13 protein-coding genes are annotated in these 14,778 nt (G+C 59.3%); 8 read left to right on the forward strand and 5 right to left on the reverse strand.

Annotated elements, in window-relative coordinates:
- Positions 1–127: 127 nt before the first annotated feature.
- Positions 128–568, reverse strand: a complete 441-nt coding sequence (gene yfbV / locus AB5Y92_RS14760; RefSeq protein WP_043851809.1) for a terminus macrodomain insulation protein YfbV — start codon at positions 566–568, stop codon at positions 128–130.
- Positions 569–872: 304 nt separating this feature from the next.
- On the opposite strand from yfbV, the gene AB5Y92_RS14765 reads away from it, so the two are divergent.
- The 5 genes from AB5Y92_RS14765 (at position 873) to AB5Y92_RS14785 (ending at position 7,628) form a co-directional block, all read left to right on the forward strand.
- Complete coding sequence (locus AB5Y92_RS14765; protein ID WP_005349210.1) at positions 873–2,075, forward strand: acetate kinase; 1,203 nt, start codon at positions 873–875, stop codon at positions 2,073–2,075.
- 55 nt (positions 2,076–2,130) lie between these two features.
- A complete protein-coding gene (gene pta / locus AB5Y92_RS14770; RefSeq protein WP_005339119.1) occupies positions 2,131–4,311 on the forward strand; it encodes a phosphate acetyltransferase in 2,181 nt (726 codons plus the stop codon).
- A 377-nt stretch (positions 4,312–4,688) separates the two neighbouring features.
- On the forward strand, positions 4,689–5,009 hold the full coding sequence (locus tag AB5Y92_RS14775) for a ComEA family DNA-binding protein (protein WP_164537658.1): 321 nt from the start codon (positions 4,689–4,691) through the stop codon (positions 5,007–5,009).
- A gap of 96 nt (positions 5,010–5,105) precedes the next feature.
- Positions 5,106–6,017 (forward strand): UTP--glucose-1-phosphate uridylyltransferase GalU, encoded by a 912-nt coding sequence (gene galU, locus AB5Y92_RS14780; RefSeq protein WP_164537659.1) that lies wholly within the window; start codon positions 5,106–5,108, stop codon positions 6,015–6,017.
- Between the two features lie 213 nt (positions 6,018–6,230).
- The gene (locus AB5Y92_RS14785; RefSeq protein ID WP_164537660.1) at positions 6,231–7,628 is read left to right on the forward strand and encodes a peptide MFS transporter; all 1,398 of its coding nucleotides are present in this window, start codon (positions 6,231–6,233) and stop codon (positions 7,626–7,628) included.
- A gap of 74 nt (positions 7,629–7,702) precedes the next feature.
- Here the strand turns inward: AB5Y92_RS14785 and AB5Y92_RS14790 are convergent, their stop codons facing one another.
- Entirely contained in the window at positions 7,703–8,674 is a 972-nt protein-coding gene (locus AB5Y92_RS14790) for a response regulator (RefSeq protein WP_040065011.1), read from the reverse strand.
- 238 nt (positions 8,675–8,912) lie between these two features.
- Between AB5Y92_RS14790 and AB5Y92_RS14795 the strand changes: the two genes are divergently transcribed.
- From AB5Y92_RS14795 to AB5Y92_RS14805, 3 genes are all read left to right on the forward strand, one after another.
- The gene (locus AB5Y92_RS14795; RefSeq protein ID WP_040065009.1) at positions 8,913–9,611 is read left to right on the forward strand and encodes a DnaT-like ssDNA-binding domain-containing protein; all 699 of its coding nucleotides are present in this window, start codon (positions 8,913–8,915) and stop codon (positions 9,609–9,611) included.
- Between the two features lie 71 nt (positions 9,612–9,682).
- Positions 9,683–10,537, forward strand: a complete 855-nt coding sequence (locus tag AB5Y92_RS14800; protein ID WP_040065008.1) for a DnaA/Hda family protein — start codon at positions 9,683–9,685, stop codon at positions 10,535–10,537.
- Between the two features lie 133 nt (positions 10,538–10,670).
- Complete coding sequence (locus AB5Y92_RS14805; protein WP_164537662.1) at positions 10,671–11,306, forward strand: NAD(P)-dependent oxidoreductase; 636 nt, start codon at positions 10,671–10,673, stop codon at positions 11,304–11,306.
- Between the two features lie 110 nt (positions 11,307–11,416).
- Here AB5Y92_RS14805 and AB5Y92_RS14810 read toward each other — a convergent pair whose 3' ends face one another.
- Genes AB5Y92_RS14810 through AB5Y92_RS14820 form a run of 3 tightly spaced genes read right to left on the reverse strand, consistent with a single transcriptional unit; the run spans position 11,417 to position 14,771 of the window.
- On the reverse strand, positions 11,417–12,613 hold the full coding sequence (locus AB5Y92_RS14810; protein ID WP_164537663.1) for an ABC transporter permease: 1,197 nt from the start codon (positions 12,611–12,613) through the stop codon (positions 11,417–11,419).
- Positions 12,613–13,767, reverse strand: a complete 1,155-nt coding sequence (locus AB5Y92_RS14815) for an ABC transporter permease (RefSeq protein ID WP_368227042.1) — start codon at positions 13,765–13,767, stop codon at positions 12,613–12,615. The genes AB5Y92_RS14810 and AB5Y92_RS14815 overlap by 1 nt, the downstream gene beginning before the upstream one ends.
- The gene (locus AB5Y92_RS14820) at positions 13,767–14,771 is read right to left on the reverse strand and encodes an HlyD family secretion protein (RefSeq protein ID WP_368227043.1); all 1,005 of its coding nucleotides are present in this window, start codon (positions 14,769–14,771) and stop codon (positions 13,767–13,769) included. The genes AB5Y92_RS14815 and AB5Y92_RS14820 overlap by 1 nt, the downstream gene beginning before the upstream one ends.
- Positions 14,772–14,778: the final 7 nt, after the last annotated feature.

The raw sequence follows: 14,778 nt of genomic DNA on the forward strand, positions 1-14,778 counted from the left end.
CGATACGCATAAAAAATCCGAAACCAATCAACAGGTTTCGGATTTTCACACAACAGAAGGATCGGTCAATGGATCCTTAACTGATCGGCATTAGCGCCACTGGCGCCTTTTTTACGTTTGAATCCGGTTATTCGTAGAGAAACGATTTGTCCAGCTGCTGAAACGCAGCCTTGAGGGTATCGGCCAGCTCTTCATAGCGAGGCTGGGAGACCAGCTGACGGCGACCACCCTGCTCGTTCATCTTGCCGTTGATCTCCCGATACCAGCTCGCCAGCGACGGCGGCAAGCGGGTGTCGGCACGCTGGCCGAGCCAGTAGTAACCTTGCAGCGGCAAACTGAGCAGAAACAGCACGGAAGTGATGACGGAAGGCCAGTAGTGCTGCTCCCCAAACTGGAACTGCAGCATCACGCTCAGCACCGCCAGCGCGGGGATCACCTTGAGGGCGAACTCGGTCGCCTTGATCACCCGATTTTCAGGAAACATCGAATTGAGCTCGGGACGGCGCGGCCAAAGCGTCATATAATGGCGGCCTTGCTGTAACTTAGTTCCAAAAATGTTCATGCTCATACTACCTCCGAGCGCTTTTTGAACGTACTAACGGCAAAACCTCGACAAAATTTGATGCAAAGTAACAAAGGTTGAGGATGACTTTGTTATTTTTCAACAATCGGGTTATCCTTTGTACGCCCATTTTTGCGTCAAAAGCTTCTTGCTATTGACCTGTCAGGGACGTCTGGATTTCGGGTCTTGTATCACTATACAAGGGGCAAGCAACAGATTGCCAACCCTCATAAGGATAAGTTGAAAGTTTTTGGCCGCACCGCGTCCAACGCATCCGCCTACACAACCCAATCTGCGATAGGATTTATTCATGAGTAAGCTGGTTCTTGTTCTTAACTGTGGCAGCTCTTCCCTGAAGTTTGCCGTCATTGACGCAACCACCGGTGATGACCTGCTGTCCGGCCTGGCCGAGTGCTTCAACCTCGACGACGCCCGCATCAAGTGGAAACTGAATGGCGAGAAAGGCAGTGCCGATCTGGGCGCGGGTGCCGCTCACCAGGAAGCGCTGGACTTCATCGTCAACAAGATCCTGCCGCTCAATCCGGAACTGTCCAAGAACCTGATCGCCATCGGTCACCGTGTTGTTCACGGTGGCGAGCGCTTCACCTCTTCCGTGGTCATCTGCGAAGACGTGATCGCCGGCATCGAAGCCGCTGTTCCGTACGCTCCGCTGCACAACCCGGCTCACCTGATCGGTATCCGTGAAGCTCGCCGCGTATTCCCCGCGCTGGCTGACAAGAACGTGGCCGTATTCGATACCGCGTTCCACCAGACCATGCCGGAAGAAGCCTTCCTGTACGCCCTGCCGTACAAGCTCTACAAAGAGAACGGCATCCGTCGCTACGGCGCTCACGGCACCAGCCACTACTACATCAGCCTGGAAGCTGCCAAGCAGCTGAACAAGCCGGTTGAAGAGCTGAACATCATCAACTGCCACCTGGGCAACGGCGGTTCCGTCTGCGCCATCAAGAACGGCAAATCCGTTGATACCTCCATGGGTCTGACCCCGCTGGAAGGTCTGGTGATGGGTACCCGCTCCGGCGATCTGGACCCGGCCATCATCTTCTTCCTGCACGACAAGCTGGGCATGAGCGTGGCCGATATCAACACCATGCTGACCAAAGAGTCCGGCCTGCAGGGTCTGACCGAAGTCACCTCCGACTGCCGTTTTGTTGAAGACAACTACGACAGCAAAGAAGAAGCCAAGCGTGCTATGGACGTTTACTGCTATCGCCTGGCCAAGTACATCGGCGCCTACGCTGCCGCCATGGACGGTCGTCTGGACGCCGTTGTTTTCACCGGTGGTATCGGTGAAAACTCCGCCCCGATCCGTGAAATCACCCTGAACAAGCTGGGTCTGCTGGGCTTTGACGTCGATCACGACGCCAACCTGAAGGCTCGTTTCGGCAAGGGTGGCGAGATCACCAAGGCTGGTTCTACCAAGGCCCTGGTAATCCCGACCAACGAAGAGTGGGTTATCGCCCACGACGCACTGGAACTGGTCGGCGCTTAATTGACGCAGTAACTCGAGGCCGCCCACCAGGGCGGCCTTTTCCTGATCCCAAAAAATGAACAAGGGGTATAAAGTGGCACGCACTATTATGCTTATCCCGGTCGGCACTGGTGTCGGCGTAACTTCCGTAAGCCTTGGCGTCGTTCGCGCCATGGAACGTCACGGTGTCAATGTCAGCTTCTTCAAACCGGTTGCCCAGCCGCGTCCGGGTGAAACCGGTGCCGAGCGCTCAACCGCCGTTATCCGCGCAGCTGCCAACATCAATCCGCCCGAGCCCTTCACCCTCTCCTACGCCGAGAACATGATCAGCTCCAGCAACACCGATATCCTGCTGGAAGAGATCGTTGCCCGCTTCGAAGAGCACGTGAAATCCAGCGGTGCCGAAGTGCTGGTTGTCGAAGGTATGGTGCCGACCGACAAGCAGCCCTTTGCCAACAAGCTGAACTATGACGTCGCCAAGGCGCTGGATGCTGACATGGTATTCGTGACCCACCCGGGCCATGACTCCAGCCAGAAGCTGAAAGAGCGCATCGAACTGGCCTGCTCCAACTTCGGTGGTGTCAACAACCCCCGTATCGTTGGCTGCGTGATCAACAAGGTTGGCGCGCCGGTTGACGAGCATGGCGTAACCCGCCCTGACCTGACCGAGATGTTCGAAGCCCATCACCACGCTTCCGACGCCGCCCACAACCTGGAAGTGCTGCAAGTGTTTGGCAAGAGCCCGCTGCGCATCCTGGGTTGCATCCCCTGGAACACCCAGCTGATCGCCCCGCGCGCCAAGGATCTTGCCAAGCATCTGGCCGCCAAGATCCTGCACAAGGGTGAGCTGGACAGCCGCCGCCTGCAGACCGTGACCTTCTGCGCCCGCTCCATCCACAACATGGTTGAGCACTTCCGTCCGGGCAGCCTGCTGGTGACCTCCGGCGACCGCTCTGACGTCATCGTCTCCGCTTGCCTCTCCGCCATGAACGGCGTCAAGCTGGGCGCCCTGCTGCTGACCGGTAACTATCATCCGGAGCCGCAGGTCATGGCGCTGTGCCAACAGGCCATGGCCACCGGCCTGCCGATCATGATGACCGGTACCAACACCTGGCAGACCGCCGTCAGCCTGCAGAACTTCAACGTCGATATTCCGGAAGATGACCGCGAGCGTATCGAGCTGGTACAGGACTACGTCGCTGGCCACATCGACAAGCACTGGATCGAGTCGCTGACCGTCAGCTCTACCCGTTCCCGTCGTCTGAGCCCGCCGGCATTCCGTTATCAGCTGACCGAGCTGGCCCGTCAGGCCAACAAGCGTGTCGTGCTGCCGGAAGGCGACGAGCCGCGCACCATCAAGGCTGCCGCCATCTGTGCCGAGCGTGGCATTGCCCGTCCGGTACTGCTGGGTAATCCGGAAGAGATCCGTCGCGTTGCCGAGCAGCAGGGTGTTGTTCTGACCGATCGCGTCGAAATCATCGATCCGGCCGTTGTGCGCGAGCGCTATGTGCCGCGTCTGGTCGAGCTGCGCAAGAACAAGGGCATGACCGAAGTGGTTGCCCGCGAACAGCTGGAAGACAACGTGGTACTGGGTACCATGATGCTGGAACGCAATGAAGTTGACGGCCTGGTATCCGGCGCGGTGCACACCACTGCCAACACCATCCGTCCGCCGATGCAGATCATCAAGACAGCTCCGGGCTCTTCCCTGATCTCCTCCATCTTCTTCATGCTGCTGCCTGACCAGGTTCTGGTCTACGGTGACTGCGCGATCAACCCGGATCCGACTGCCGAGCAGCTGGCCGAGATCGCCATCCAGTCCGCCGACTCTGCTGCCGCGTTCGGCATCGAGCCGCGCGTAGCCATGATCTCCTACTCCACCGGTACCTCTGGCGCCGGTGCCGATGTAGAGAAAGTGCGTGAAGCGACCGAGCTGGCCAAGGCCAAGCGCCCCGACCTCATCATCGACGGCCCCCTGCAGTACGATGCGGCCATCATGGAGAACGTGGCCAAGTCCAAGGCACCGAACTCACCGGTTGCCGGTAAAGCCACCGTGTTCGTGTTCCCGGATCTGAACACAGGTAACACCACCTACAAGGCGGTGCAGCGTTCCGCTGACCTGGTCTCCATCGGCCCGATGCTGCAAGGCATGCGCAAGCCGGTCAACGACCTCTCCCGTGGTGCCCTGGTTGACGACATCGTCTACACCATCGCCCTGACCGGTATCCAGGCTGCCCAGGCTGACGAACAAGCTTAATCAGCTCTAGCCTGAAAAAACCGATCACAAAGGCTGCTCACCCCAGGTGAGCAGCCTTTTTTATTGGTTCTCTTTTGAAGACCAGTGAAACATGCCATCAGTGCAGTGTTGCACAGAATAATGCCATGTGATGTGCCAGAAATGTCTCGAGCGTAGCGCCGCGGGAAAGCGTGCCCGCCACCTTTATGATGCATCTAAAATAGATTCAAGATCATACGGTTGGATTTATGAGGGCATTCGTAGTGAAGCGCTTATAGCAAATATTTCGCCATCGGCATGAGGATTTGACCTGTTAGAAATAGCAGTAAAAAAGACCCGCTCGATACGCTATTCATCAATGTGCCACTCGGCAATATCCACATCATGGAGGAATGGAAATGCTGATGAAGAAGCTCTCAGCAGTCATGCTGCTGGCCTGCTTGCCCCTGTTCAGCCAACCCGTGCTGGCCGCAGATAAGGTAGCACCCAAGCAAACAACCACAGCCGAGGTCGCCAAGGAGACCGGCAAGCTGAATATCAATACGGCCACCCTTGCCGAACTCACCAGCCTGAAAGGGATTGGTGACAAGAAGGCACAAGCCATCGTCGACTATCGGGAAAAACAGGGAAAGTTCACCTCGGTCGATCAGCTGGCAGATGTCAATGGCATTGGCCCGGCCACGCTGGAAGCCAACCGTGACATGATCATCGTCAAATAACGTCCGAGCTCTGCATATACGAATGGGGTAGCCTGTGGCTGCCCCATTTTTCTTGGAGTATCATGGCCGCACTTTAATCCCGCTGGATAGTTTTCCATGAAAAAGACTCCTCTGACAGTTCGCAAGGCCGTGCTCCCGGTAGCCGGTCTGGGTACCCGTATGCTGCCAGCCACCAAGGCCATCCCGAAAGAGATGTTGCCGGTGGTCGACAAACCGCTGATCCAGTACGTAGTGCGCGAAGCCATCGCCGCCGGTATCAAAGAGATCGTGCTGGTCACCCACTCCAGTAAAAACTCCATCGAAAACCACTTCGACAAGAGTTTCGAACTGGAAGCGACCCTCGAGAAGCGAGTCAAGCGTCAGCTGCTGGAAGAGGTGCAACAGATCTGCCCGAAAGACGTCACTATCATGCACGTCCGTCAGGGTGAGGCCAAAGGTTTGGGCCACGCTGTGTTGTGCGCCCGCCCGCTGATCGGTGACAACCCCTTCGCCGTGCTGCTGCCGGATGTACTGATTGATGAAGTGGCCAGCGACCCGAAAAAAGACAACCTGGCCGAGATGGTGCACATGTTCGAAGAGAACCAGATCAGCCAGATCATGGTGGAAGCGGTTCCCGAGAGCGAAGTGGACAAGTATGGCATCGCCGACATCAAGGGCGAGGCCCTGAGCGAGGGGATGTCCCTGCCGATGCAGGCCATTGTCGAGAAGCCGCCCCGTGACGAAGCCCCCTCCAATCTGGCGGTGGTGGGTCGTTACGTCCTCTCCTCCAATATCTGGCCGCTGCTGGAGAAGACCCCGGCCGGTGCCGGTGACGAGATCCAGCTGACTGACGCCATCGCCATGCTGATGGAACAGGAGCAGGTCAACGCCTACTTCATGAAGGGCAAGAGCCACGATTGCGGCAGCAAGCTGGGCTACATGAAAGCCAATGTGGAATATGGTGTGCGCCATCACGAGCTGAACGGCGAATTTATCAGCTGGCTGAAGCAGTTCGTCAAGCAGTTGTAATCGCTGATAAATCTGTTTTTTATAGACGTATTTAAGGGGCATCAAATGATGCCCCTTTTTCATTTTTGCAACAAAAAATCAATCAAGAGTAAATAAACTCTCAGCAAATCATAATGTTGTAATTTATTCACACATGCTCTATAAGGATTGAGGCGTGTTTCTCGCCCTTGCATAAAAAACTCAAAAAAATATAAGACACAGGTGGAAGTTCCAATGAATAACCCGTCAAAAGGGACCTTTTTAGGTCACCCTAAAGGGCTTTTTTTGCTCTTTAGTACCGAACTGTGGGAGAGATTCTCCTATTACGGCATGCGTGCCGTTCTGGTGCTCTATCTGACTGACCTGACTGCCAACGGCGGTCTGGGCTGGAGTCAGGCAGATGCCCTCAAACTCTACGGTATCTATACCGGTCTGGTTTATATCACTCCGCTGATCGGCGGCTGGCTGGCTGACACCTTCCTGGGTCAACGTCGCGCCATCCTGATCGGTGCCGTGCTGATGGCCGCAGGTCAGTTCACTCTGGCACTGCCCCACGCCATGTTCCCTGATATGGTCAACACCATGTTCTACACGGGCCTCGCGCTGCTGATCGTGGGTAACGGCCTGTTCAAACCGAACATCTCCACCATGGTGGGTGACCTCTATGAAGAGGGCGATCACCGCCGTGATGGTGCTTTCACCATCTTCTACATGGGTATCAACCTGGGTTCCCTGCTGGCAGGTGTGATCTGTGGTGCTGCCGCTACGGCCTACGGCTGGCAAGCAGCCTTCGTCGGCGCAGGTATCGGTATGCTGCTCTCTCTGGTGATCCAGGCCACCATGGCCCAGCGTTTCCTGGGTGACATCGGTCGCGTCACTGCCGCCCAGCGCGCAGCCGCCCTGCGTACTACCGAGCAGAAAGCACCGCTGACCAAGCAGGAAGTGGATCGCATCAAGGTTATTCTGGTACTGGGTCTGTTCACCATCATCTTCTGGGCCGGTTTCGAGCAGGCCGGTGGTCTGATGAACCTCTACACCCAGGAGTATACCGACCGCATGATCGGCAACTTCGAAGTGCCGACCGCCTGGTTCCAGTCCCTGAACCCCTTCTTCATTATCACCCTGGCACCGGTCGTTGCGGCCATCTGGATCAAGCTCGGCAAGAAAGAGCCGAACTCTCCGGTGAAATTCGCCATGGGTCTGCTGTTCCTGGCTATCGGCTTCCTGTTCATGGTCGGTGCCGTGCTGCAGCAGGGTGGCGACAACACCGTCAAGACCTCCATGTTCTGGCTGGTAGGTGCTTACCTGTTCCACACCCTGGGTGAGCTCTGCCTCTCCCCGATTGGCCTATCCATGGTGACCAAACTGGCTCCGCTGCGTCTGGCTTCCCTGATGATGGGTGCCTGGTTTGGCTTCGTTGCCCTGGCCAACTACGCTGCGGGCTTTATCGGCTCCTTCGTGGGTGAAGCCGGCCCCATCGCCATCTTCGGTGGCATCGCCCTGGCTGCGATATTGAGCGCCCTGATCCTGCTGACCATGGCCAACCGCCTGGTCTACTGGATGCACGGTGCCGAAGGCCCGGCCAAAGAGCCGCAAGCTCAAGAGAAGAAACTGCAATCTGCCACCGTCTAAACGGTCAGGATTGTAAACCACAAACAGGGCGCCGATGGGCGCCCTGTTTGTTTTGGCCTGTTTATCAGGCAGCATCAGTGATGACGAACCTGCACATCCAGTGAGCCGCCGCTGTCGCTGCGAAACTGCAGGGCGAACGGTTCATGCCAGCTGCGTTTGTGCAAGGCGTAGTGGCTGCTGCGCATCAGGCCAAGGGGCAAGCCGCCGGAGCGCATCAGCCAGTGGGGAGAGGTGAGCCCGGCGTTGGCAAACACCAACCCATCATGCTGATCAAACAGCAGCGCCGCCATGGCAAAAGAGTGGCGAAGCCCGGATGCCATCAACTGATGGTTGAGGTAGTCGAGCAACCGGTGCGGCTGGCTCAGCAACCGGCTCTCGTTCTGCTGAAACTGGCGGTAGGGGACATTCATCAAGGATCGCACCAGCGCACCACAAAATGCCGCATCCGTCCCCATGATCGGCAGTTCCATCACCAGCACCAGCAGCTTGTCTTCCACCTTGAAGGTATCGGGAATAAACAACTGCCCCAGCCCCTTGAACGTGACCTGCCAGGGGCCCCACTCCTGCAAGCCCGGCGGCTTGAGCCCCGCCAGAAGGCGGCTGGCCGCCTTGTCATGGGCACTGAAATAGTCGATGTGATCCATCAGCTCCAGCTGCTGCGCCCGGTTGGCGCTGCCGTTGAGACACTGTTCGATACTGCGCTCGACCAGCGCATAATCCTCGAGGGGTTTGAGCAGATAGTCCCGCGCACCGGCACGCAAGGCGCTGGCGACCGCCTCCATGGTGCTCTGGGCTGAAATGACGATAACCGGAATATGGGGATAGCGCGCAGAGAGGCAGGCGATCACCTCGTGGCCATTCATATTGGGCATATTGAGATCGCACAACACTACATCGGGATGGTAGAGGGCCGCCGCCGATAGCCCCTCAATACCATCTTCGGCCTGAAACACCGTTGCCCCATCCCGTGCGAGGTAACTTATTAACGAGTGGCGAAAAACAGCTTCGTCCTCCACCATCAGGATCCGTAGCCCGGCTCTTAACATCTTGATAAAGCTCTTATTAGTCAATTGGTTATTTAGGTATTAAGACTAGTTCAAAAGTCCGGTATCCGCGGAAACGATGTGTCAAAAATAGACCTTGGTCAGATTCTGAAATACAGATAGCTCTATTAACAACCACATAGCAGTGCCGTATCTCCTCGTTATGTCGCAACCCCATGCGAATTGTGCAAGTGGGCGCCATAAGGGATAATGCCCCCCACTCCATCTCGTGAAGAAGACCATGACCCCAGCCGAATACAGCGCCCTTGCCCACCCAAGATTGTCCCATCCGGCCCGCAGTCTCTATACCCTGCAGCTGCGCCGACTAGTGCTGGAAAATCAGGCGGCCAAGCTCAACTATCCCGAGCTGGGCCGGGCGCTGGCAGTGGTCGATCCGGGTGATCCCTGCGGCTTCTCGTTCCAGGTCAATGCCCGTCAGCTCACCGAGCTGTTTGATGAACTGATGGAGGCGGGCCTGCTGCAGGTCGAGGCACAGCCCGAGAGTGAGCACTACCATCAGTGCCCGTTCCAGTTACCGCTGCTGACCCAGAAATTGCGCAGCCCGCTGCCAGAACGCCCCTTCCAGATGCATCTGCAGTGGCGACCGGACGAGGAGCTGCCCGCCCTCGCCCGCCTGTGCGGGGTGATCGATGCCAGCTATAGCGAAGAGGATCTGGGGGAGTTTATCGCCTACTGGCTGGGGCGCCCCGAGGTGTTCGACTCCCAGCATCAATGGATGCTCAAGTTCATTCGCGCCCTCAAGACCCGCCGCTATACCCGTCGCAAACCGATGGAGGTGCAGGGCTACCAGCAGGTGACGCCGGCCCCGGCAGAGTCGGGCCCCAGCAAACGGGCCCAACAGATGATTGAAGAGGCCAAGCGACTGGCCCAACAGCAGATGCAAGACCCCGCAGCGCAGCAGGAGCCGGATAATGATTGATAGCGGCCCCCGCCTGCAGGCAGAATCAACCCCTTGTCTACCCATCCCTGATCGAGCAGAAGGAGCATTCCATGACTGACCCGCAAGATCCCCTGCGCCAGGAGCTGGAAGAGATCGAAGCCAAGCGCCAGAAGATCGCCAAGGCCAAGCAGGACCACCGTGTTCACGACCCGGAATTGAGCCGTCATGTAGGTGGCCTGCTGGAGCGCATTCGTCGCCTGCAACAAGAGACCGGCGGCGGCCAGTATGACTACGAGACCCTGCGCAAGGAGTACGACGCCAAGGCCAACGCCGAGGTGCGCGAGCTGCAGAAGGCGGCCCGTCAGGAGCGGATCCAGAAGCTGATCGCCCAGGCCGACCTCAACCCCGACTGGGTATTTGACAAGATGGATGCCGGTGACCCGGCGCTGCAATACCCCATCGAAACAGCCCGTTACTTTATCAGCGGCTTCGAGCACTGGGAGAAGAGCGGTGGCGGCTGCATGCTGATCTACGGCGACTACGGCACCGGCAAGTCAACGCTGGCGGGAGCGGTGGCGCATGAGCTGATCGCCCGTCACCAGAAATCGGTGATCTTCCAGCAGTGGGCCTCCATCGTCGATCGGCTGTTCTTCAACGTCATCCCCGATCAGGACGAGCGCAACCAGTACCGCCGCGCGCTGGAAGAGGTGGATCTGCTGATCATCGATGAGGTATCGGCCAACCGCGCCAAAATGGCGGAGAGCCAGTCCAGCTTCCTCGGCCACCTGCTGCGCCGCCGTCGCAACCTGTCAAAGAGCGTCATCATCATCACCAACCACACGCCCCAGAGCCTGCATCAGGCGATCGGTGATTTCAGCTATGAGGCGATCAAGGCATTCAATCCGGTGGATATCCACCTGAGCGGCCCAAGCCGTCGCCCCAGCATCGGCAACTACAACGGCTGATCCCTCTCAAAGAGTGCGAGTCGCTGACGGCTCGCACCTTCTCCTCCTTGCTGACTCACAAATAAAAACAACTCTCATTTACAGCAGGCGAACAAGCAACTAGGCTAGCCCCTTTTGCCAAGGGAGCTCAGCTATGCCAACCACACTGATTTTCGGAGCCAGCCGCGGGCTGGGCCGCGCCTTTACTCATCACGCCCTGAGCCAGGGTCACCGGGTCGTTGCGCTGGTACGCAACCCCGAGATGACCACAGAACTAGGTGCGCTGGGAGTTGAGGTGATCGAAGGGGATGCGCTGGATCCGGCTGCGGTGCAGCAGGCATGTGCCCGAGCGGGACAAGATGCACAGGTCGTCTCTACCCTCGGCAGCTTCCGTCAAGCCGCGCCGGTGGACTATCAGGGCAACCGCCATGTGATCGATGCCATGGAGCAGGCAGGGCTGAAACGGCTGCTGCTGGTCACCTCCCTCGGCTGTGGCGACAGCTGGCAGTATCTGCCGGAGCGGGCACGCGCCGCCTTCGGTCACGAGGTACGTCTCAAGAGTCTGGCGGAGAGCTGGCTGCAGACCAGCGCCCTCGCATGGACCATTCTGCGCCCGGCGGGCCTTCAGGATGGCGACGCCACCGGCCGCGCCGAACTGAGTCAGGGCAAGGAGGTACACGGACTGGTACGCCGTGCCGATGTGGCCGCCCAAGGGCTGCGTCTGCTGGCGGATGAGACGGCGGTGGGGCAGATCTACGCCATCGGCGATCCCGAACTCCAGCGCGGCTAAAGCAGCAGTACAACCGCTTAACCCCACCACATAGCAAAACGGTCAGCCCAAGGGCTGACCGTTTTCGCCTTACCGCACACGCCATCTTGCTCGCGCTTGCACCATCCCGCTTAACCGGCGGTCGTTTCACCCTGCACGACTGACGGGCGAGCAACCGGCAACGACGGCTGCCGCCAACGCAGCAACAGGCAGGCCAGCACACCGTAAAGCAGCGCCAGACCCCACAGCTGCCACCAGTAGCGGGAGACCTGCGCGAAGTCGGCCCCCATCTGATTAAGGCGCAGAAAACCCTCGATGGCGGGGATAGTGGGCACCCACTGAGCCAGCCAGTTGAGGGGCGCCGGGATAAGCTCCAGCGGCCAGATAAAGCCCGCCAGAAAGACCAGCGGCAAGGAGGAGATCAGCACCACCTGAGTGGGCAGATCCCGCCGAGTAAAGATGGCACCGAGCACCACGCCAAACCAGCAGGTCGCCAGCAGGAATGGCAGGGCGAACAGCCAAAGCTGCACAGGGTCAGCATGGCGAGCGATGTTATAGTGATCGAAGCAGAAGCCGAGGAAGTAGCTCACCGGCAGCAGGAACAACCCCGCCAGCACCAGGGTTCTGGCCAGCAGCAGCGGCAACACCGGCGCGCTTTGCCAGTAACCATGCTCGCCGCGGCAACTGCGCTGGTTCTGGGTCGCCCCCAGGATCCCCGCCCCCATCAGCAACACCTGATGGAGGATCAGCACGAATACCGCCGGCACCACGTAATTCACATAGCCCATGGTGGGGTTGAACACCGGCACCACGTTGAGGGCCACCGCGTTCCAGCCCATGGCCGCTTGCGGCAGTGCCTCGCCATGGCTCAGCAGCCGCGCCACCTTCACCTGCGCAGCGAGGGTACCCCCAGCCTGTGCCAGTCCTTCGGCAATGGTGCCGTAGACCAGAAAGTAGGAGGCATCACCGGCATAGCTCAGGGTGACGATCTTGCCCAGCATCAGATCCCGATAGAAGTGGTTGGGGATATGCAGGATGCCGCTCGCCTCCCCGGCCATCATCAGCTGGCGCGCCTCGGCCAGCGAATTGGCCCGCGCCACCAGCTTCACCTGCGGCGTGGCATCGGCCATAAACTCCAGCTGACGGGACAACTGACTGCCATCGTCGTTGACCACCACCACCGCCTCTTCCCGCGGCAGCTGATGCAGATAGGGCTGGGGATAGAGAAACGAGTAGAAGATCACCCCGCCAAACAGGGTCAGCATGATGGCGCGATCCGCCAGCAGGGTGCGCAGCTCTAGGCGCAACAGAGCGACAAATCCCAACATCACTCAGGCTCCTTCTCGGCGACGGCCACTGCGGCTGATTGACGGGCCAGCTCGGCCTGCTGCTTGTAACGTCGTACCACCAGCAGCAGGGGGAGCAGGAACAGCAGCAGCGCCCCCAGTTGCGGCAGCGCCGATGAGAGGGGCAGACCGTAGTTGCTCTGACCAATCTGCAGCTCCACATAGTGAGAGACCGGCAACAGGCTGCGCCAGAAGCGGGCGAAATCTCCCATGGCACTCACCGGAAAGGTGACCCCCATAAAGGCGAAACCGGGCGCAGTGTAAGCCCCCGCTAACGACAGGGCGCGGGCCGGATCCCGAATGATGCCGTAAAAGAACGCCCCCATGGTGACGCAGGCGGCCGAGGCTAGCCCCAGACCCACCACCAGCACCAGCCAGCTGCCGTGCATGGGGTAGGAGAAGCCCTTGAACAGCAGCAGCGTCCAGACAATCCCCCAGCCCCAGCCAATCAGCACGTGGGGCAGCAGGGTGCGCCAGAGGCCAAACCAGACACCGCGAGTGGTCCAGTCCAGCCCCAACCGATCGGTACGGGCCAGCGCATTGAGGCCGAACAGCACCACCAGGATCTGCCACACCGCGGGCAGAATGGCGCTCAGCAGAAACTGGGCGTAGCTGGAGTTGAGGTTGTAGAGCGCAGTGACCTGACTACTGATGGGCACTGACTGTCCAATCGCACCGGGCAGCGCCTTGCCATCGGCCATCGCCTCCAGCACGCCCACCTGACCGTTAAGAGTGCCTACCACCTGCGCCAGCGCTGAGTTAACCAGCTTGGCGATCAGGATGAACTGGCCGTTGTTGAACACCGTCACCTGCGGCTGGGTGCCCTGACGGGCATCCCGCTCCAGATGGTTGGGGATCACCACCAGCGCATAGATGTCGCCACCGCGCAGGGCTCGGGCACCGGCATCGATGGAGTCAAACTGTTGCGCCACCTTGAGCCCGGCCGAGCCATCCAGCGAGAAGGCGAGCTGGCGCGAGAGCACGCTGTGGTCGAGATCCACCAGCCCCACCTTGAGGTCGCGGGCCAGCCCCGCCGAGAAGATCCAGCAGAGGATCCCCATCAGCAGCAGAGGCACCCAGCTCATCAGGGCACGGCTGAAGGGATCCTGCCACAGCAGCCGAAATTCACGTCCCATCAGAGTTCAACCAGCACACTCATGCCAACCCGCAGCCCCTCAACCGGTTGCAGCGGGCGAGCCTCCACCTGGAAGCTCTTCATATCGAAACCCTGACGGGTATCGGTAGCACGCCAAGTGGCGAAATCCCCCATCACGGCCACATGGGTCACCTTGAAGCGCACGGTCTGGTCGCCAAGGCCCGGGATGCGGGCATCAAACTCGGTACCGACCGAGAAACGGGGCAGCAGATCCTCGCGAACGTGGAACTGGGCCCAGGCATCGCTCATGTCGAGCAGGGTCACGACAGGGAAGCCTTGTGGCGCCAGCTCGCCGCTGCGCAGCAGTACCTGACTCACTTCACCATTGTGGGGGCTGGTGATGCGGGTGTCGGCCAGATAGGCCTCAACCTCGGCCACGGAACCCGCCGCCATCTTGGCCTTCTCGCGAGCGGCGATCTTGGTCTCTTCCCGAGCCCCTTCCAACGCCATCTGGTACTGTTGCCACGCCATCCCTTCGCTGTAGCGTGCAGCTTGCCAGGCAGTCCAGGCCTCATCGCGCTTTTGCAGCGGCATTACGCCGTCGCGGTGCAGGCTGGCAACCCGCTCATAGGTCTTGCCACGCAGCTGGGCGGCAGCCTTGGCTTTTTGCCACTGATCCTTGGCGGCAGCGATCTGTTGGGCACGGGCCCCCTTCTCCGCCTCTTGCGCCAGCGCACCCGCAGCGGCCTCACCGGCCTTGGCCTGGCTCAGCTTGGCTTCAATCTCGGGGCTCGCCAGGGTAAAGACCAGCTGATCTTTGGTCAGCTGATCGCCCTTTTTCACCAGCACTTCGTCGATGCGCCCCGGCACCTTGGAGGAGACCGAATATTGCTGCGCTTCAATCTGCCCTTGCAGATGCACCGGCTCCGGCTGATAGGCGAGCCAGAAGCGCCAGCCGAGCCAGACCACCAGGATCACCAGCACCAGCGGCAACAACAGCGGTTTACCCTGGCTCATCTTCTTTTTGATGGGGGGATGGCTCATCACTTCA

Origin of the sequence: Aeromonas sp. R1-1 (assembly GCF_040908495.1) — a bacterium.
Classification (GTDB): Bacteria; Pseudomonadota; Gammaproteobacteria; order Enterobacterales; family Aeromonadaceae; genus Aeromonas; species Aeromonas veronii.